Below are 21309 nucleotides of genomic sequence, written 5' to 3'. Positions count from 1 at the left end.
AAGTTTTTTGATATGATACTACAACAGAAAATAATGAATGCTTTCATAGGTAAAGTGGTTCGTAAAGATTTGGCTTTTCTTGTAAAGGGAGGGCTCCCTGTACCTACATACGTATTGGAGTATCTGCTTGGGCAGTATTGCGCCTGTGATGACGAAGCAACCATAGAAGAAGGTTTGGAAAGGGTGAGACAAGTGATCCAAAACAATTATGTGCATCGCGCGGAGTCAGAAGTCATTAAAGGTAAAATCCGTGAGCAGGGTCGCCATCGTATCATTGATAAGGTGACTGTTACTCTCAATGAGAAAGTGGACGAATACCAAGCTCATTTTGCTAACTTAGGTCTTACTAATGTGCCTATTGGCACTCAATATGTGACAGACAATCCCAAGCTCTTATCAGGAAATGGTGTTTGGTGTATCGTCACTATTGGCTATATATCAGGTGAAGATATTAAAGTGCGCTGGGAAATTCAAACCCTGAAGCCTGTACAAATATCCAATGTGGATGTTCAAGATTATATAGATAAACGCAAGAACTTTACCACAGAGGAGTGGTTGGACTTCATGATGCATACCGTTGGGTTGAACCCCGACACCTTAAATCGGCGTGAGAAGTTCATTACGTTAGCTCGTCTACTTCCTCATGTTGAGAATAATTTCAACTTTATGGAATTAGGACCTAAAGGAACCGGCAAGAGTCATGTCTTTCAGGAACTGTCACCATACGGTGTTTTAGTGAGTGGTGGTGATGTGACCAGTCCTCGTCTGTTTGTTAAAATGAGCGGTAATAAAGAGATTTTAGGATTGGTGGGTTACTGGGATGTAGTGGCTTGGGATGAATTTGAGCAGCAAAAAGGTCGTGCCGTAGATGCGGTATTAATTGATACCATGCAAAATTATTTGGCCAATAAGTCATTCAACCGTGGTAAGGGTACGCATGAGGCTTCCGCTTCTATTTGCTTTGTGGGTAACACGAAACATACGGTTCCTTATATGCTAAAGAATAGCCATCTTTTTGAATCAATTCCTACTTCGTTTATCAAGGGAGCTTTTTTAGATCGTATTCACCTCTACAACCCGGGTTGGGAGATTAGGATGCTGAAGAAAGATAGCTTCTCAAAAGGATACGGTCTGATTACCGATTACATAGCAGCCATTATGCACGAACTGCGCAATAAAGATTTGACAGCATTATTGAAGGATTATGCTAAGTTTGATGGTTCCCTTTCTGAACGTGATCACTTGGCTATTCGGAAAACATTTTCTGGCATGGTGAAGTTGATTTATCCGGATGGTAACATGACGGACGAAGAGGCATTTGAGTTGATAGACTTTGCTGCTGAAAGCCGTAAGCGTGTCAAAGACCAGTTGTATATCGTGGATGAGACGTTTAATGCAGAGCCTGCTAAATTCAGATATGTACGTGAGAAGGATGGTGTAGAGGTTAGTGTGGAGACTTTGGAGAAGGTGAGCAATGCACTTATCATCCCTAATAATATTCACCAAGGATCTACTTTTATGGCAAATTTGGATGATAGCGATATTCCGCTTTTCCAAGAAGGAGCTGAAACAACAATGCAAGTAGAGCTTTCTTCAGAACGACAGTCTCGCAAAAGATTCATTTGTTTGCAGGAAAAGAATCAGTTCTTCCGTTTGGGACAGACCGGTGTCACTTATCAGTTTCTCTTCGCCGAATATCTCAAGGATGCAACTGAAATTACGATTGAAGACCCGTTCATCCGAACAAGTTGGCAAGTAAAGAATCTCATGGAGTTTCTGACGATGCTCATTGATACCCGCGACGTAGATGATCTTAAAGTGCATCTGGTGACCAATGAAGAAGAAGATAAGTTACCTGATCTCATAGATAAACTGGATGACATAAAAGACGATATGATTGGCTATGGCATTGAGTTTGATTATAACTTCCGTGAATTTCACGATCGTTGTATCAGGACCGACAATGGTTGGGTAATTTCAATGGGACGTGGACTTGATATATACGAGAAGTATAGTCCGTATTCTGTTGCAGCCACTCGGCCGGATAAACGTAAATGCAAAGAGTTTATGGTTACATTCACTAAAGATAAATAATGTGAATCAGTATTTGATTCATTAGTTAAAAATTAGAGTAATCAATGATTTCATACTGTCACAATTTTGAGGTTTGAGTGAATTAACTGTCTGACAAGTTCACTGATTGCTTCCGGCATCAAATTCAATCTATAATTGAATGTTTGGTAAGAAGGCAAGTCAGGGAACCATGAAAGCAGTTATTCCTTGGTAAAAGTATGTATGTTTTTTGATTTTAAAATATTGCTGATAAGCTTCGCAGAATAGGTATACAGTAAGCAGTTTCTGAACGGTAAAGATTGGATGATTATTATTACTGAACCTCTGGTAGTAGAACTTGAATGAAGACTCGTAAACATCGTAGATATACATATATATTTTTATAAGTTTTAATTCTTTCTCTTTGGGAATCATAATTAGAACAATGAGTGGTTTTATTCTTCTAATATGCTGATTGTCATGGAGACTGGAAAACTGATTAATGAGATGATTTACTGAATTGTAACATTTTAACAAGCGAAAAAGTAGATGATTGTCAACTGCTGATTTGCATAAATAGTTTATGAGTAAACTAAGTAAATCTTTTTTAAGACTCTGTTACTTTTCATTTTGATGTTTTAATAAGATTGACACTTTTTCTAATTCTCTAGGGTACAATTTACTTTGTTAGCTACTTCTTTCACAGGCATTATCTTGACTTACATAGAAAGCACCAAATCTGCTAAAAGAACAGCCGTTTCCGGTTCATTCTTTTGTGCATCTTTAGGTTTCCATGCCACAACGAACCGTACAGATGCGGATTTTACCTTGTAACCTCTTTGTTTCCATTCGGATAACGTACCCTGCATTCTTGATGATAATTTTGCTATAGGTTTATCGGTCGATGAACTATACAAGAAGAAATCATTGTAAATTAAAGAATCTCCTCCTCTTAGTGCTAAAACCTCTTGTTTCCGTTCTTTGAAGAATCCCAAATTGACATCTTTGTGAGAGAGCTGTAGTATAATTTCTTCAGGCATATCATATTGTTGTTGGTCAATGAGATATAAGTTTGCACTTAAATGATTGAAGCAATCGCCATTTGTATGTATGAATAGTCTGTTTTTTGCACGAGTTATTCCTACGTAATATCTACGCATCAGATGGGCATCCTTTACATAGTTGTCGGATATGAGCATATATACATCATCAAACTCCCTGCCTTTAGTCTTGTGGATGGTTGATACTACGACATCGGTGCCTGATGTGTCGCAAAAGTCTTCCACTGACGACTCAAATACAAATTCCTTGAAGTCACTGAAATATTTTGTTTTGTTGGTTTGTTCAAACTGTTCCACACACCGCTTCACATACGTCAAACTTAGACTTCTGTCATAAATAGAAAAGGTTGCATGCTTGGCTTCTTCCCATAGTTCTTCTGTGATTAGCGGTGTTTTTATCCGTTTGTCTATATACCTCAGGAAGTATCTCATTTCCGCCATGTTCCAAAAACGTAAACCGTCCATTGATTGTACCAGTTTACTGTTTATACCATGCTTTCGCAGGAGGGCTATCAAGATGACGGCTTCTTCGTTTGTTTGGGTGAGTACACACGAAGTGCCTTTGTCCTTGTGTTGAAGTAAGTTTTCCACAAGCGGCTGATACATATATGTTGAATGATGACGTATTACTTCCACCCAACCTTTCTCTTTTCTCATAGAGATGATAGGTGTACTTTTTATCCTTTTATTAATAGTTTTCAAGAATCCGTTGGCAAAATCCACTGGCTGGCGCGCGCTGCGGTAATTCTCAGTCATTTCGACAAATGTACTTCCGCTTTCTTGCGCCAACCGGTACATATAGTCGGAATCGGAACCGCGGAATTCATAGATGTTCTGGTCATCGTCTCCCACTGCTATCACACGCATTTCCTCATTATTAGTCATTAAAGCCTTTACAAGCGCATACTCTTCGGCTCCCATATCTTGAGCTTCGTCTATGACCAGCACCGTCTTGCCGATTTTATTTGGTTCTACTTCTCCTTGGTTGATCATCTCAGCTGCCTTTGCAACGACATTTTTTGCATCCTCAAGATTTCCTATCCGTCCCAGAAGGTCGAAGCAATAAGAGTGGAATGTTTTTATTTCGACAAAATGGGCAGCGTTACCTATCAATTCCATGAGTCTTTGTTTGAATTCTGTTGCGGCTACTCTTGAAAACGTCAGCATCAGGAGCTGTTCGTGTTTTACGTCTTCAAGTAGCAGAAGTGAGGCCAGTTTGTGAACCAATACTCGTGTTTTTCCACTACCTGGACCAGCTCCGACCACAATGCAACGTGAATCCTTATCGGAGATAATTTCCATTTGCCGTTTGGACAATTGCCCAAATAACTGCTTGTATTTCTGTGGCGTCAAGTTACGTTGTATCTCGCTAATTCTGTCGCCTTTGAAATATTTTGTGACAAACTTCCTGTAATCCATTTGGAAATAGTCTTGAACATATTGCAGTGCTGCATGATAATCTTTCACCATCAAATTGGCATATTCGCCCACAATATGCACTTGTTGGATTTTCAGTTTGTAGAATTCATTTAGCATCCGGTAGTCGTCTTGCTTGTATCTCGACTTGTTATCCTTTATTCTTTGGATATTCATGGCATTATAAAGTACCAAGAAGCCGCCTTCAAGTTTTAGCGCACCGATTTTCGACAAGTATAGAAGTGCTTCTTCCACGTCTTCTAACTGAATGTCGTCAAGTCCGCCGAAAAGGGATTGAGGACTTGATTTTATTCGGTTTAGAAGTTCTACTACAGAGAACTGGATAGCTTTGCCGGGTGTGTTTTCCTTTTCTGCATCTGAGGCCAACTTGTATAACCATTCCACGGTAAAACGACTTATTTCCAATCGTTTTTCGAAGCGTCTGATGGTAGATTCCAAGTCTGCTTGACGGCTTATCTCCATATTACGGACCGCATCTTCTTTCTTACGTGTATATCCTTTTACGGTAAGGAAATAGAGCAGAGTTCGGATGTCTTTTTCTTTGGATGTATTGATTCCGTCGTTTACGGCGTTTTCATTCAGTTGCTTACATGAAATTCGCAAAGAGCCGTCGGGAATATGGTTAAGGATATATTGTTCAAGTTTTGCAAAGCGTTCGAGGAGTATTTGCGACTTTCGTTCCGAATCACCTATATCCTGCAAATAGGCAGATATATCTTTGCTGTCTGCCAATATGCCTTCCTGTCGCATGCGTTCCACTACGGATATAACTTCTCTTTTGCTTAGTCCCAAGATATCTGCCAGATAGTCGATCCGTGATTCTGCTTCTGAATCCTGGGCCTTAGCGATGTGTTTTTGGGATATCAATGATTTGATGATGCGGATTGCCTTTTCTATTTCATCGCTCCCAAAGAGTACTGACGCTGAAATGCGTTCTCTTGCTTCGTCCATGTTTTTCACCGTGATTCCTGTGGCATATACATGAGGTACATTGTTTCCTCTTACCAAGTATCCGCTTTGTTCCAAAGCCGCTAGTGCTGTTCGTACACGGGTTTCAATGTCAGATACTGAATCGTCCCATCCTGCTTGCCGGGCAATTTCCAATGCAGAACAGTTGACTTTCATGCGCTGTCTGGTAAGGTTTTTGACAGCTTTCCATACTTGTTGTATTTCACTGATACTTAGTTTCGTTTGGTTTAGTAATATAAAATGTTTGTCCAAATCATTGTCACTATAAAGCACATAGCAACGTGCACTGAGGCCGGGATCACGACCAGCTCTGCCTGCTTCTTGAACGTAGTTCTCCAGCGAATCGGAAATATCATAATGTACCACAAGACCGACATCTTTCTTATCGACCCCCATGCCAAATGCAGACGTAGCCACAATGATGTGCACCTGATCGTTCATGAAGGCATCCTGGTTGGCAATTTTTTCATCAGCTTCCATTTTACCATTGAAAGGTAGCGCCTTGTAACCGTCACGCGTCAATTTAACTGCTAGTTCTTTTGTTCGTTTGGTACGTGATACGTAAACAATTGTCGGGCAATCGGATTCCGCTACAAGTTCTCTCAGCTTTAAATATTTGTCATTGTCACTTTCTACATGTATGACGGAATAGTGCAGATTTGTTCTTGAGGCTGTTGATGCGAATAACTCTAAGTTCAAGTCCAAGGTTTGCTTGAAATAGTCGCAGATGTCTTGTATTACTTTCTGTTTTGCAGTAGCCGTAAAGCAGGATACGGGGATCGGGTTTTTGCATTTTTTCTTTTGCTGGTACTTTCGGATGAATTTACCAATGTAGAGATAGTCAACTCTAAAATCCTGCCCCCATGAAGAAAAGCAATGCGCTTCATCTATTACAAATCTTACAACGTGGCGTGCCACCAATATTTTCTCGATTGTTTTTGAGCGAAGCATTTCCGGGGATATATACAACAGTGAGGCTTCTCCGTCTTGTACTCTTTGTATGGATAGTGCTCTTGTTATGGGGTCTAACATTCCATTTATGGTTACGGCATCCGTGATACCTCTGTCGGCAAGGTTATCTACCTGGTCTTTCATGAGAGACTGCAAAGGGGAGATGATAACCGTAAGCCCGTGCACGGAGTGTCCTGCCATGAGTGCCGGCAATTGGAAGGTGAGTGATTTGCCGCCACCGGTAGGAAATATCGCCAGCAACGATTTGCCTTTCACCGCTGCTTGGGCTGCTCGTTCTTGCAGTGGCTCGCCTTCGTATGTTCGGAAACGTTCATATCCGAAAAATGCTTTTAGATTATAGAGTACATCCAATTGCGTATGGCAGTAGCCGCAACCTTCCTGGCAATTAGTGTGGCGCAGGAGTTTTACAATAAATTCTACTTCCGGATAATTGTAAAGTACCCATCCGGGAGTGATAGAACGATAGTCGGTGGTCTCAATCAGAGCCAATGCGTATGCCAATCCGCATGGATATTGTTCGATGAGCATGTCAAGGTCGGCATGATGGCAAATCTTTCCAGTATAAAGTTCTTTTATAAGTTCAGGTATTCCTTCATGGATATACTTTGCGCTTACCATGCTAAGAAATCCCTCAAATTCTTTCTTGTCCTTCAGTAACGATGCGAATAGTATACGCTTTTCCTCCGGTAATGAATTCCAGCGTGCTATTTCGTCCAGTAATAAGTCTTTTGCTTTTTTGCAATCGTTCACCGGATTATTCATCTGTTCGCTAATCAGTTTGTCATCTTTCACAAGCCTATGGTAAGGGCGTTCCGGGAATAATAAAGGCGAGACATAAAGTGTATCAACTAAAATCCAGCGGCATGTTTTGTTCGTGAACAGATATTTGGCATCATGATGAATGATATTGTGGCCACAGATGTAATCTATGTTGTTTAAGAAAATAAACAGTTCTTCTTTTGACGTTTTATGGAATGTCGTGTCATCATGTTTGAGTGCTCCTATATCATGAATTTTATGATCTTTCAAGCCGACTTCAACATCTACTATGGCATAATTTGTGGCACTACATGGTACAGAGGTCGTTTTATTACCAATGATATTGTTTCTATCCTCGGTTTTCTTGATTCCTATGAGCTTGCTCCATATTGACATATATTCAATATAATAAATAGTTTTATAAATTTGAATTAGTTATGTATCGGCATCGTTTTCTTATTGTTGTTCGGGTATAACACCCCAATATCATTTACAAAGGTAAGGATAAAACCGAAAAATCAGTTAAAATTACCGTTCTCTTTTGATTTTTATGCGTTTACATCCCGTTGTTTAAGAATATCGTACTTTTATAAGCAAGAGCTGTTGTTGCTTATGGATACTTATTTTTGGGTTTACGTTATATTTATAACACATGTACGGAAGCCGTTGATAAATATATCATGTTGACTTTGAGGAAGTGAAGTAAAATCGATCAGTAAACGATTAATATATTAAAAAGAGAACTGTAGGTCATTGACTTACGGCTCTTTCTTTTTTCTAGAAATCCTTTTAGGAAGAAGTATACTAAATAATCAAAAGCTGTACTTTTATTGATTACTATTTTTAATTAGTATTTTTCAACTTTGTAAAAGTGTACAATGATCCATAGCAAGAGTGTACATTATTGAGGTATAAAAGTGTACATTCTTATATTGCTTGATTATCAGTGGATTAAGATGGGAATATTGACTAATTCCGGATATAATGCAAAAGAAGAAAAATTATTCATCGAATTTTAATAGGGTTTTCTACTTCTAAGCGATCTTATAAGTAGAAAGCAAGAATTATTCACCTTTAAAATCATACGAAGATGAAAAAGTTAGTTGGAGTTATAATGGGCTGGTTGATATTTTTCTTACTATTGGATATTGCACCTTTGCAGGCACGGGAAGAAGTGGATGGCTATTTCACGGTTACAGGGGTTGTGAGAAACAAGGATGATAGGAAAAAGCTGGAGAATGTGAATGTTTCTGTGCCCGGTACAAATATTGGGACGGTAACAAATTCAGATGGTCTATTCTCTCTTAAGATCAAAGATGCTGAAATAGTCCGGGGGCTGGAAGTATCTCATATCGGGTACCTCAATACTCAGATCTCTTTGAAAGAAAATAAGGATTTATCTGCATTGACTGTGTGGATGATGCCGGCACCTAATTTACTGAGTGAGATTGTGATTTTTGGTAATAATGCCCGTGGTATTGTGGAAGAAGCAATTAGAAAAATCCCGGTAAACTATTCTCCTAATGAGAATATGCTGACAACATTTTACAGAGAAACAGTACAAAAGAGGCGTCGTTATATCAGTGTGTCGGAGGCTGTTATAGATGTATATAAGACAGCTTATAATGACCGTGTACCTGTGAAAGATAAGGTACAACTCCAGAAAGGGCGTCGTTTGCTGAGTCAGAAAACCAGTGACACATTGGCTGTGAAGGTAGTGGGAGGTCCCAGTTTGGCTATTTATCTGGATGTCGTGAAGAATCAGGATGCATTGCTGAATATGGGAGATTTGGATTATTATGAATTTCACATCGAAGAGCCTGTGAATTTTGATAACCGTATGCAATATGTAATCAGTTTTCGGCCCAAAGTTAACCTGATGTATGCATTGTTTTATGGGAAACTGTATATTGATTTTGAGAAACTGGCATTCACCCGGGCAGAGTTCTCGCTGGATATGAAAAATAAAACGAAAGCCGTGGAAGCTATTTTACATAAGAAACCTTTGGGCTTACAGTTTAAGCCACAGGAAGTATCTTATCTGGTGACTTATAAAGAGCAGAATGGGAAGACGTATTTGAACTATATATGGAATACCATCCGTTTCAAATGTGATTGGAAGAAGCGCCTCTTCTCTTCGGGATATACAGTTTATTCTGAGATGGTGGTAACAGACAGGCAAGAGGATAACTTTACAGCTATTTCTAATAAGACGGCTTTCAAAGAAAAGCAAGTGTTTTATGATTTAGTAGATGAATACTGGAACGAAGATTTCTGGAAAGAATACAATATCATTGAACCTGCTGAGTCTTTGGAGCACGCTGTGAACAAATTGAAAAAACAATCTCGTTAGAGTTCAGATAGTTTTTTATATATTTGGTACCAATAATGATTCGGGTATGCTAAATGAACTGTTCATACTTGCTAAAATAAAAGAGGGTGATATAAAAGCATTCGAGGAAATTTTCCGTCGCTATTATTCACCCCTTTGCTGGTATGCTGCAGGTATAACAGGCGAAGTGGAAGCTGCCGAAGAGATAGTAGAAGAACTCTTCTACGTATTTTGGAAAGACCGGGAACATTTGCAGATATTTCAATCCATTAAAAGTTATCTGTACAGGGCTGCACGCAATGAAGCGCTTCAATACTGCCAGCATAGAGAAGTCAGAGAACGGTATCGGGAGTATGTGCTGGCAGATAATGTTTCAGAACAGGTATCTGATCCTCACCGGCAATTGGAGTATGAGGAGTTGCAGGAGGTTATCCGCCATACACTTGATAAACTGCCGGGGCGCAGACTCAGGATATTTGAAATGCATCGTATGGAAGGAAAGAAATATGTAGAGATTGCTTCGTCTCTTTCATTGTCTGTCAAAACAGTGGAAGCAGAGATGACAAAAGCACTCCGGACTTTACGAAATGAAATAGATAATTATATTCTTACGAAATGACTGAAGTAAATAAAAATAAAGTGAGGACAGATGAGGCATGGAGGCACTTGTATGCTCGTTTGGATAAAGACAGCCTGCTTGTAGAGGCGGGAGAGGAGGTGATCCGTCGTAGGCTTTTCTTAAAATGGGGAACTGTAGCTGCTGCTATGTTGGCAGGAGTGATCTGTCTGATGTCTGTTTGGTGGTTAATGCCGGGAAATGATACTAGAAATCTTAATCTGGTAACTCAGGAAAACAGAGAGAAGTCAACGCTGGTCACTACTCTTGAAGATGGCTCTATTGTTTATCTGGGGCAGGAGAGTGTATTACAGTACCCTGAACATTTTGCCACGGATAAGAGAGAGGTTAACTTGCATGGAGAAGCCTTTTTTGATGTAGCGAAGAAACATGAACAAACTTTCCTGATTGAAACCGAGAAGGTACAGATAGAAGTATTGGGTACAGCTTTTAATGTCCGTAGTAATGAAGAAGTTCCGTTTAGTTTGTCTGTGCGGCGTGGTAAGGTGAAGGTATCACTGAAACGGGGAGGTCACAGTGTTCTTGTGAATGCGGGCGAAACGGTTACATTACAAGCACAACAGTTGCAGTTAAGTGAGACCTCAAAAGGTAATGAGTCTGATATTTATACAAAGAACATACGTTTTAAGGATGAAAGCCTGGAAGATATCCTGCGGGTAGTGAATGCTGAAAATTCTGCGTTGCAGATACAAGCAGGTTCATTGGATTTGGGTAAACGCAAGCTGACTATTGAGTTTCTGGACAACTCGCCCGATACGGTTGCCGAACTGATCTGTTGGGCGTTAAATTTGAAATGTACTCGTGAAGGAGATAAACTGATTTTGTCCGAACGATGATTCTTAAAGTTTAAAAATATGAAATTACATCCTCTCTGTCTGCTTTTCTTCGGACTGCTTTTTATTGCTGCTGGTACAATAAGAGCAGGTGGAGATGATGTTCTGGATCGTGTTATCAGTCTGCCTAAGATGAAAGGTACGGTGTATTCTTTGTTGGGTAAAGTCTCAGAACGTTCCGGATATTTTTTTGTTTATGATAGTAAGGTCGTGAACAATGATGTTGTGACAAAGACGAAGGAGAAAGACTGTACAATTCGGCAGGCTATCTATGAAATAACCGGTAACAGGAGATTGGTTTTAAAGGTGATTGGAGGACATATATTAATCCTGCCTCCTGTAGAAAAGAATAAGAATATAAAAAAAGAGAGCCAATTGCCCTTGCCAGCCTTTTCCACAATTACCGGTACTTTGTTGGATAAAGAAACCGGGGAGCCTGTGGTCAATGCATCAGTGACAATTCAAGGTACTTCAATAGGTAATATTACAAATAAAGACGGAGAGTTCAGACTTCATTTACCCGACTCTCTGAGAGATGGGGTTCTTTCTTTTTCTCATTTGGGTTATGTAGCGCAGAATGTTGAAGCGGCTATGCTTATGGGTCGTGACAATATACTGAGTCTGGAGCCTAAAATCGTTCCCTTGCAGGAGGTTCTGATCCGGTTGGTAGAACCCAAAAAGTTGTTGAGGGAAATGCTAAAGCGGCGAGAGGAAAATTATTCATTGGTCCCAGTTCATCTGACGACATTTTACCGGGAGGGAGTCCAACTAAAGAACAAGTTTCAGAATCTGACGGAAGCTGTATTCAAAGTTTATAAATCTCCTCTGGATGAATCCGGGGTGTTGGATCAGGTGAAGTTACTAAAGATGAGCCGGATGGATAACCGTGAAAGTACAGATAGCCTGATTGCTAAGATTAGGGCGGGTATTCAGGCTTGCCTGCAACTGGATATCATGAAAGATCTGCCGGATTTTCTATCTGTTGATGCAGAAGATAATCCGTATACATATACTTCCGGTGGCATCACCTCTATAGATGACCGTTGTGTAAATGTGGTTTCTTTTGAGCAGAAGCAAGGGGTTAAAGAACCGCTTTATTGCGGGGAGTTATATATTGATTCGGAAAATGGGGCTTTATTACAGGCACGAATTGAAATGCAACCCCGGTATATAAAAAAAGCTACAAGGATTTTTGTTGTCCGGCAAGCTCCCAGTGTAAATCTGACAGCACAAAAGGTGGTATATACTATTTCATATAAACCGTGGAGAGGTACTTACTATATTCACCATATCCGTGGCGATTTGTTTTTTAGGATGAAGAAAAAACGGGCACTGTTCAGTAATCCCACTTTGCATACATGGTTCGAAATGGTAACATGCAAGGTGGATAGGGATAATGTGGTCCGTTTTTCCCGTACTGAAAGGGTACCAATACATACAGTACTTGCAGATATTGATTTTAAATATGATGAAAGTTTCTGGGAAGAGTTTAATACGATCCCGTTAGAGGGAGAGTTGAGTAAGATAATAGAGAAGGTAACGTTAAAGATAGAGAAAACAGTTCATCAAAAGGAGTGAAGATAAGCAGGATATTTGTTATTTTGCAGTCTGAATGAAATATATTCAATGAATACGAAAAGATATGATTAAACAAGACTATCTGGTACGGATGATTCAGGAAATTATCTCTTTGATTGCAAATGCTATTCTGAATAAGAAGAAACTTCGTAAGCAAGAGTGGGTAGAGTATGATTGCCTGACCCGACAAATTTTAGGCTTTCCTGCCGAGCAGTTGATTGATATGGATATGCGGGAGTTGATCGAACGGTATAAAGGCGATCCTGACGAAATGGGTAAAATAGAACTTGCTGCTATGAGTATGCTGAAATTGTCAGAAGATATGTCTTCAGATCATGTCCTGCAAAAATCCAAACTCCGACAGGACGGTCTCTGGTTGCTCAAGTATGTTCAGGAAGAAGGGAATACATTCTCTATTCAACGGACAAGCCTGATAAAACTGCTGGAAATAAACGGGTGAATAAAAAAAACGGTATGCAGGAGTGGAGCAAATGTATGCATAAAACTTGCTGTATCTGCATCTGTTAATCTTGAAAAACTATATCTTTGTACCCCGGTTACAAAATAGTGTTTTAATATGGAATTACCTAAAGACCCGATGATGTTGTTTAGTGTCATCAATATGAAGCTTCGTGATAACTATTCTTCGTTGGATGAATTGTGTGATGATCTGCATGTAGAGAAAGAGGACATCATTAATCAGCTCAAAAATGCAGGCTTTGAATATAGTCCGGAACATAATAAGTTTTGGTAACCTGTTGTTATAATAGAGTTGTTTAATTGTAAATTGTTTCACCAATCATTTTATAATTATTTACTTAATAATCGGTGAAACAACTCTTTTATATTTACTTATCAATGTACAGTACGCAGTAGGATGTATTAAAATATCAGTTGTGATTTTAGTTCAGGAAACTGATTCTGATGCCAATACGGATATATCTTTGGCGTTTTACTTGCCTCATCCAACCGCTTTATTTGTTCTGTTGTCAGACTCCAGCCGATGGCTCCGAGATTCTGTTTCAGATGTTCTTCGGTTCGTGCACCAATTACAAGACTGCAAATAGTAGGACGTTGCAATAGCCAGTTTAGTGCTACCTGTGCCACTGTCTTTCCTAGCTCTCCCGCAATATCTTCCAGAACATCAATAATATTGTAAAGAAGATCGTATGACATGATTTCATCACCTACCGGAGCACCGCCACGGGCCACTCTTCCATCTTCCGGAATCGGATTATTACGACGATAACGTCCTCCCAAACGTCCTGCTGCTAACGGACTCCAGACAAATGTACCAACTTGCTGATCGACGCCAAGTGGCATCAGCTCCCATTCAAACTCACGGTTGAGCAAAGAGTAATACACCTGGTGGGCTACATAACGTGACCAACCGTATTTGTCGGAAACAGCCAGTGACTTCATTAACTGCCAGCCGGAGAAGTTGGAGCATCCGATGTAGCGTACCTTTCCGCTTTGAACAAGATTGTCCAGCGCGCTAAGGGTCTCTTCCAACGGAGTAGCGCCATCAAAGCCGTGCATATAATAGATGTCGATATGGTCTGTTCCCAAACGTCGCAGACTGGCTTCACAGGCATTGATAATGTGAAAGCGGGAAGCTCCCATTTCGTTCCGGTCTTCTCCCATTGGAAAAGTGGCTTTGGTGGAGATGAGAAGACGGTCTCGCTTTCCGGAAATAGCTTTGCCAAGTATCTCTTCCGACAAGCCACGGGAATAAATATCGGCAGTGTCAAAAAGATTTAGCCCGGCTTCCAGGCACATATCTACCATTCGGGTAGCTTCGGAAACACCTGTATTTCCCCAACCTTCAAAACCGTGAGTACCTCCAAAGGTTGCTGTCCCCAGGCTCAATGCCGGAACAAAAAGTCCTGAGCCGTTTAATTGTCTGTATTCCATAAATGTTTCTGATTTTTTGAATAATAGTAAATGTATATATAACGATTACTATTATGATAAAGTTGCATTTTGGGCAATAAAACCTGAAAGAAATGAAGTAAAACGTCTCCGGATAATAATTATACAGATATTAGCTAAACACAGGATACAGATAAATAACCTTTCGTCCACAAACATCTCTTGTTGTTTCATTGTTATACCCGGCAAATATCTTATTGGGGTATGTTCGAACACTGGAAAAGCTTGAAAGGAGTGAGGGGATGGCATGTCTGGAAATTAAAGTTGATTGATGCCAGATTGTACTTTGTCAGCATCTTTGTGGGATTGCTGACAGGGCTTATTGCCGTGCCTTATCATTATCTGTTACAATTTTTTTTCGATATCCGGCGCACATTCTTTGACGCTCATCCCCGTTGGTATTGGCATATTATGTTGTTCCTGGCATTATGGGGAATACTTATCTTTGTTTCTTGGTTAGTTCGTAAGATGCCGCTCATCACCGGTGGTGGTATTCCGCAAACGAGAGGGGTTATCAATGGCCGCATCTCCTATAAGCATCCTTTTATAGAAATGGTATCTAAGTTTGTGGGAGGAGTTCTTGCATTGACTGCGGGGTTGTCTTTAGGGCGTGAAGGTCCCTCTGTACAGATTGGCTCTTACGTTGGTTGCCTTGTTTCCAAATGGACGCGGGTACTTGCCGGAGAGCGTAAACAACTTCTGGCTGCCGGAGCAGGTGCCGGCCTGGCAGCTGCATTTTCGGCCCCTCTCGCTTCCTCATTGTTAGTAATTGAATCAATCGAACGCTTTGATGCACCGAAAACTGCTATTACTACGTTACTCGCCGGTGTGGTAGCCGGGGGGGTGGCAAGCTGGATATTTCCCATCAGTCCTTATCGTCTTATAGATGCCATCGAACCATTGCTTCCCTTTTTATCTCAGGTAAAACTATTCCTGTTACTTGCAGTGGTTATCTCTCTCTTTGGAAAATTTTATTCTGAATTGACGTTGTATTTCAAACAAGTCTATTCGCAGGTGAAACATCCTGTGCATATGAAGATGCTCTACCTGTTAGTGATTGCTTATGCTATTTCACTGTTGCAAGTGAATCTGACGGGAGGAGGCGAACAATTCCTGTTAGAACAGGTCACTGATGGGAGTAAGCAGGTTATGTGGGTGTTGGCAATGATGATGGTTCATTTTGTATTTACGGCACTTTCCATCTCTTCCGGATTGCCGGGAGGAAATTTTATCCCTACGTTGGTGACTGGTGGGTTATTCGGGCAGATTGTAGCTCTGATATTGGTACAAAGAGGGTTTATAGCTCAGGAGAATGTGAGTTATATTATGCTGATCAGTATGTCTGCTTTTCTTGTTGCTGTTATCCGGACACCACTGACGGCTATTGTTCTGATAACAGAGATAACAGGACACTTTGAAGTTTTCTATCCTTCTGTGGTGGTGGGCGGACTGACGTATTATTTCACGGAGTTATTGCAAATAAAGCCTTTCAATGTTACTTTATACAACGATATGATAAATACCCCCGATTTTCAGCAGCAGAAGCGTTATACACTCTCGGTAGAGATCATGACCGGGTCTTATCTGGATGGTAAAGAGGTGAATGAGTTAAGATTACCCGAACATTGTATCATTATCAATGTACACCGTGACCGGAAAGACCTGACACCGGCCGGTACCCGGCTTATTCCGGGAGATCAGGTACAAATAGAGATGGATGCACAAGACATCGAAAAGTTATACGAACCATTGGTAAGCATGGCAAATATCTATTAATAGCGGATCGTATAGAGCATTTGTATGCTGATTTATGGAATATACCAGCACTTTTGACTGATAATTCTTTGAATTTCATTTCTTTTATCTATATTTGTAGCCATACTGAAATACAACTATAGAAATGAAAAAACACGATTTTCTTTTTTTTCTTTGCGTGCTTGTCTGCTTCCTCCCTTTTTTCTTGAGTGATGTGGTGTATGATGCCTATAAGCAGTTTAACGCTTCTCATGGTATGGTAATGAGTTTTATCAAGTTTGCCATTCTTTCCACTTTGGGCGAGGTGATTGGGCTTCGTATCAGTACCGGTTCTTATCATCGCCGTGGTTTTGGTATTTTGCCCCGTGCGTTTGTCTGGGGATTACTCGGATTGGGGATCAACATGGCTTTTGTTGTTTTCTCTAACGGAGTTCCAGCTTTTGCTTCTTATCTGGGAGTAGCGGATGCCGGTAGTATAATGTCCGGGCCTCTTTCAATCGATAAGGTATTGCTGGCGTTGGCTATTTCTGTAACGATGAATACCATTTTCGGACCAGTATTTATGACCCTGCATAAGGTTACTGATACTCACATTCTTGCTACCGGAGGTACGATGAAGGGCTTCTTTACCCCTATTCCTATGGGGCAGATTTTGCAGAATCTTAATTGGAAAGTACAATGGGGCTTTGTTTTTAAGAAGACTATTCCGTTTTTCTGGTTTCCTGCCCATACCATAACTTTCCTTTTGCCGGGTGATGCACGTGTATTGTTTGCGGCTTTATTGGGAGTGGTACTTGGTATATTTCTGGCAATAGCAGCGCGCAAGTAACAGATCGTTTACTTTTATACCGGAGATCGCTTTTGTTTACAAATCGGTTTCCGCCAGCTTCTTTTTGTCAAGAGTCGATTTATTGATTCTTAACTAAAAAGAGCACTTTTCGTTGTAAAGCATCTGTTGCATTGCAACACAGTAGCATTTGCATCGCAACATGGTATGAAATGAATCATAACATACCAGGTAATAAACCGTTTCATACCGAGGAAATTCATGTAAGTACCGAGGAAAACTTACTTAACAACCTTGCTCAGGAGTGCTTTGAACGAGGAGGACGAAAAAAAAGAGGAAAGTTATAACTTCCCTCTTTTACCTCAGTTTAATCTGAATATACTTTATCATTACTCTTACAAAGATACTACTTTACTTTCTCAAAGTCAAGCTTTTTCCCTTTTATTTTAAGAAAACTATTTGTTTACTTGTTTTCTGATTGTTCCCGCAGCCAGGCTATCTCTTCGGGCCACAACGTTTCGTCTATTGTTTCGAGTATCAACGGCATATTGTCAAAGCGTGGATCGCGCATTAGCTTTTCAAAGAAAGCGAAACCGATCAGCCCTTTTCCGATACTGTCGTGGCGGTCTACATGGCTGCCCAATTCTTTCTTAGAATCATTGAGGTGCATTCCACGGAGATAGCGGAACCCTACTACTTCTTCAAATTCGTTAAACACTGCATCATAATCTCCAAGGAAATCGTACCCTGCCGTGAATGTGTGGCAGGTATCCAGACAGACGCCAACCCGGTTTTTGTCTTCTACACGATCGATGATATATTTCAGATGCCAGAACTCATTTCCTAAGTTGCTGCCTTGTCCCGCAGTATTTTCAATAACTGCCGTTACTCCTTTCGTCTTTTCCAGCGTGATATTGATGCTTTCTGCAATGAGGTCAAGGCTGTCTTCTACTGAAATTTTATTCAAATGACTGCCCGGATGAAAGTTTAGCAGTTTCAGTCCCAACTGTTCGCAACGTTGCATTTCGTCTAAAAAGGCGGCACGGCTTTTCTCCAGTGCATCCGGTTCGGGATGTCCCAGGTTGATAAGATAACTATCATGGGGAAGAATATACTCCGGTTTGAAGTTATACTTTTCGCAGTTCTCTTTAAAAAGGCGAATACTTTCTTTGGTTAGAGGTTTACTTACCCACTGGCGTTGATTCTTAGTGAAAAGTGCAAAGGCATTAGCGCCTATTTCATGTGCATTGACAGGGGCATTTTCCACACCTCCCGAGGCACTGACATGTGCTCCGATATATTTCATACTGTTTCTTTTTAGTTTATTACATTTACATGCAAAGATAACAATTATTATATCTGATGAAACGCAGATTAACTCAAATTTCTGCAGATTAAAAAGACCGTTATTTTAGTCTTATACTTGTTCTTCTTTGCGGAAATTTGCGTTAATCTGCGTTTTAGCCTCATTATCGCTTGTCGCACCTCCTCGTGCGGGAAGCACCGGGAAGTACTATATTTCGAAATCGGGCAGATAGTCTACCAGTTTCTTTTCGATTTTTTTTCCATCTGTTTGTTCATTAATGAATGTGGCACCTTCGTTTTTGGCAGCGTCATAAATCAGAGATGTTTTCTCTGTCTTGTTACTTACGCTGATAGCGGCTTTTCCTGTTGGGGTAAGATTACATTGGATAATCCAGTCACCTACCTGCCAAGTGTCGCCTTTACGGGTCACTTTCATATCTGCCTGGTCTTTGCCATGTGTATCGATGATAGTCAGAAAACGAGCAGTGGCAGCTTGTGATGTTGTAGCCGAGAAGTGCCAGTGATTGGGATACTTTACGGTCTTTCCACTTTTGTCCGTCACATTTTTCCAGTTGGTAGGTGGGCAGAAGAATGTATCTGTCAAGGCTTCTTGCACAGGAGCAGAACTGAACAGATGGGCAACTGATACACCGTCAACCGCATTGTGCCCTGTAATGGTAATAGCATCAGGTGACTGACGTTTTACGTCCATTGGGAATGAGGTGGTATGCAACAGATAGCTCCAAGTTACAGGTTCTTTTCCTTCCAGCTCATCATAAATGACATAAACCCCTGTCTTACCCAGTTGGATAACGTGGCGGCGGAACATATTCAATTTATTCTCATCCCAACCATTCTCCGGAGTAAACTTTGTTCCACTGAGGCGCGCACGCTCGAGCCAGAGAGGAGAGGTCACTTTGCCATAAGCATTTGAAGCGTCGCCTACAAAATAAGAGAGTTTTTCTCCTTCATACCAACGCGGTATCCAACCATATCCCTCTGTTCCTATTTTCTGCCCCATACCATTTACAAGAATGGAGTTATGGGCACGGGTGTTACGATAAGAATACATGCAATGGTCGTCAGTGAAACCTGTACGATGGCCACTACTATAGAAAATCTCTTTACCACCATAGAATGTATTGAATGCATTCTGATTGGCAAGTGCATGTGAGGTACTTCCGTAAGAACTACTGCGAAAGGAGAGCATGGCATTCTTCTCCGGTTCTCCCAGAGAAGTATTCATATTTCCCAGTCCCGTTTCATTGAAAACGTGTGTCTGTGGCATATCATCGAGGGTACGTTTACCAATGGGGAAAACATCTTCAGCCGGGAAAGGCTTTTTAGTGATACAACGATACCAGGTAAGGTCGGCAGGTTTTGCTTCAAAAGAACTTTGGAAGATGTCCGGTTGGCGTTCTTTTATAGATCGTACGTAAGCAGCCGCCCACGGATTATTGCATTGACGTGCCAATGCATCGGCGTAACCTACACGTGCTCCGCTGGGAGTCTTTTGATTTTCGTGAGAATTTCCCTGTCCGGCAGCTTTAGAGAAAGGAGGTTGCTGATAGATAACGTACAATGCATTCTTATTGTACCATGGATCAGCAAAGAAATCGAATCCGGTGACGCGTGAGAAAAAGGCGGGTACTTCGATCAGTGTACGGATATTCACGTGAAAATAGGAATCTCCGTTATGCCATCCTCCGTCTGCATTAAGTCCCGGCAGGCGTGATACCCATTCGTTATAGCAATAATCTACCCAGGTAGAGGCTTCGGGGAGTTCGCCGTAAGTAGCAAATGCAGCCATTGTAAGGATACGGAAAGTCATTTGCCAAACGTGATTATCGGCAATACGGTTCTCAAGATGGTTGACGTATTCTTCGAAAAATTTACTTCCATTCTCCCGGATACTACCCAGTAAAAGAGTTTTCTCAGTAGGGGTAAGCAGGTGGTAGAAGGCGTCGTAAGCCGAAGTGCTCATGGAGAGAATTGTACCGAGGTTAAAGTCACCGGCAAAATACTTACTGTCTTTCCAGGAGAGGATTTCGGTAAGACGCTTCATTGCTTCACGATAATATACCTCGTTTTTAGTCAGCAGATAAGCACGTATCATGCCTTCTATATTTTTCTCTTCACGATCTACAATCTTTCGGCTTTCGCGGATAAGGGCGGATTTGTACTGTACGATGTTTGTTAGTTTCACCACTGCGCTGGTATCAATTTCTTCTGCCAGGTGTTTCAGGGGGTGCATGATACATTTATCGGCTTTGGTGATGTAAGACTGCGCTTCCGGATTATTCTGATTTCGGACGATGATGTCGTTCCATTCTTTAAAGTCGAGAAGAATACGAGGGTGTTCTGCAGGAAGTTTGGTGAGTAACTCTTGCAATGAAGGTGGATTGAAAGTACGCGTATTCTCATCTATATAGAAATGATAAACAGGTGACCACTCTTCTTTACCGTTCTTGTCTACATAAGCATGTTGCCAGTAATAAGTACCTTTCTCAAAGAGTTGGAACGGATTGAAGAAAGCCCAGTTACGTTCAGCGGTAATGACTCCTTGCCGAAAGTCTTTGTCGCGGGCGATGCGTATGCGATAAGTTACGTGTGGTTTATGCTCTTCACCTTCCACGCCATCGAGTACAGCGCCGAGGTGAGGGAATTTATCCGGCCACATGAAGCGTGGCGGGTTCATTGCAATGTGTTGTCCGTCGAGTGGGGAAGGAGTTTCGCGTACCTCATGCATAAGTGTAGGTTGCGTCAGATGCATGATGCTGTTCTGCGCTCCTACTGAAGTAGAAGACAGGAGGGCGGCGAAGAGGAAATAGTAAGTGATTCGTTTCATGATTTAAAGACTAATTAATAATAATATGCCAATTAAATAATGTGCCAATGTG

General features: G+C 40.9%; 13 protein-coding genes. 9 read left to right on the top strand and 4 right to left on the bottom strand.

From position 1 onward, the window contains the following. Nucleotides 1-12: 12 nt before the first annotated feature. Nucleotides 13-2094: a BREX system Lon protease-like protein BrxL gene (gene brxL, locus VCM39_RS15285; protein WP_322932921.1), complete on the top strand. Its 2082-nt coding sequence runs from the start codon at nucleotides 13-15 to the stop codon at nucleotides 2092-2094. A gap of 677 nt (nucleotides 2095-2771) precedes the next feature. On the opposite strand, the gene VCM39_RS15280 is transcribed toward brxL, so the two are convergent. After that, nucleotides 2772-7646, bottom strand: a complete 4875-nt coding sequence (locus VCM39_RS15280) for a RecQ family ATP-dependent DNA helicase (RefSeq protein ID WP_322932922.1) — start codon at nucleotides 7644-7646, stop codon at nucleotides 2772-2774. A 694-nt stretch (nucleotides 7647-8340) separates the two neighbouring features. On the opposite strand from VCM39_RS15280, the gene VCM39_RS15275 reads away from it, so the two are divergent. The 6 genes from VCM39_RS15275 to VCM39_RS15250 all read left to right on the top strand — a co-directional run bounded on the left by VCM39_RS15275 (nucleotide 8341) and on the right by VCM39_RS15250 (nucleotide 13384). Continuing rightward, nucleotides 8341-9603: a carboxypeptidase-like regulatory domain-containing protein gene (locus VCM39_RS15275; protein ID WP_289292694.1), complete on the top strand. Its 1263-nt coding sequence runs from the start codon at nucleotides 8341-8343 to the stop codon at nucleotides 9601-9603. 46 nt (nucleotides 9604-9649) lie between these two features. Further along, nucleotides 9650-10201, top strand: coding sequence for an RNA polymerase sigma-70 factor (locus VCM39_RS15270; RefSeq protein WP_195571596.1), 552 nt, complete (start codon nucleotides 9650-9652; stop codon nucleotides 10199-10201). Continuing rightward, a complete protein-coding gene (locus tag VCM39_RS15265) occupies nucleotides 10198-11055 on the top strand; it encodes a FecR family protein (protein ID WP_322932923.1) in 858 nt (285 codons plus the stop codon). Before VCM39_RS15270 ends, VCM39_RS15265 begins: the two co-directional genes overlap by 4 nt. An 18-nt stretch (nucleotides 11056-11073) precedes the next feature. Further along, on the top strand, nucleotides 11074-12630 hold the full coding sequence (locus VCM39_RS15260) for a carboxypeptidase-like regulatory domain-containing protein (RefSeq protein WP_322932924.1): 1557 nt from the start codon (nucleotides 11074-11076) through the stop codon (nucleotides 12628-12630). Between the two features lie 64 nt (nucleotides 12631-12694). Then, nucleotides 12695-13090 (top strand): hypothetical protein, encoded by a 396-nt coding sequence (locus tag VCM39_RS15255; RefSeq protein WP_221648555.1) that lies wholly within the window; start codon nucleotides 12695-12697, stop codon nucleotides 13088-13090. A gap of 117 nt (nucleotides 13091-13207) precedes the next feature. Beyond that, nucleotides 13208-13384 (top strand): DUF4250 domain-containing protein, encoded by a 177-nt coding sequence (locus tag VCM39_RS15250; RefSeq protein WP_289292690.1) that lies wholly within the window; start codon nucleotides 13208-13210, stop codon nucleotides 13382-13384. Between the two features lie 128 nt (nucleotides 13385-13512). On the opposite strand, the gene VCM39_RS15245 is transcribed toward VCM39_RS15250, so the two are convergent. After that, nucleotides 13513-14544: an aldo/keto reductase gene (locus tag VCM39_RS15245; protein WP_322932925.1), complete on the bottom strand. Its 1032-nt coding sequence runs from the start codon at nucleotides 14542-14544 to the stop codon at nucleotides 13513-13515. A 222-nt stretch (nucleotides 14545-14766) separates the two neighbouring features. On the opposite strand from VCM39_RS15245, the gene VCM39_RS15240 reads away from it, so the two are divergent. Both VCM39_RS15240 and VCM39_RS15235 read left to right on the top strand, forming a co-directional pair. Beyond that, entirely contained in the window at nucleotides 14767-16338 is a 1572-nt protein-coding gene (locus VCM39_RS15240) for a ClC family H(+)/Cl(-) exchange transporter (RefSeq protein WP_221648552.1), read from the top strand. A gap of 124 nt (nucleotides 16339-16462) precedes the next feature. After that, nucleotides 16463-17146: a hypothetical protein gene (locus VCM39_RS15235; protein WP_221648551.1), complete on the top strand. Its 684-nt coding sequence runs from the start codon at nucleotides 16463-16465 to the stop codon at nucleotides 17144-17146. Between the two features lie 421 nt (nucleotides 17147-17567). On the opposite strand, the gene nfo is transcribed toward VCM39_RS15235, so the two are convergent. Both nfo and VCM39_RS15225 read right to left on the bottom strand, forming a co-directional pair. After that, nucleotides 17568-18410 carry a deoxyribonuclease IV gene (gene nfo, locus VCM39_RS15230; protein WP_221648550.1) on the bottom strand — a complete coding sequence of 281 codons (843 nt, stop codon included), beginning with the start codon at nucleotides 18408-18410 and terminating at the stop codon, nucleotides 17568-17570. A gap of 207 nt (nucleotides 18411-18617) precedes the next feature. After that, nucleotides 18618-21260 (bottom strand): DUF4962 domain-containing protein, encoded by a 2643-nt coding sequence (locus tag VCM39_RS15225; protein WP_323673987.1) that lies wholly within the window; start codon nucleotides 21258-21260, stop codon nucleotides 18618-18620. Nucleotides 21261-21309: the final 49 nt, after the last annotated feature.

This window comes from Bacteroides mucinivorans (genome assembly GCF_034654355.2).
Classification (GTDB): Bacteria; Bacteroidota; Bacteroidia; order Bacteroidales; family Bacteroidaceae; genus Bacteroides; species Bacteroides nordii.
The sequence above is the reverse complement of the archived record's forward strand: the minus strand, read 5'-3'. Positions and strand labels throughout refer to the sequence as shown.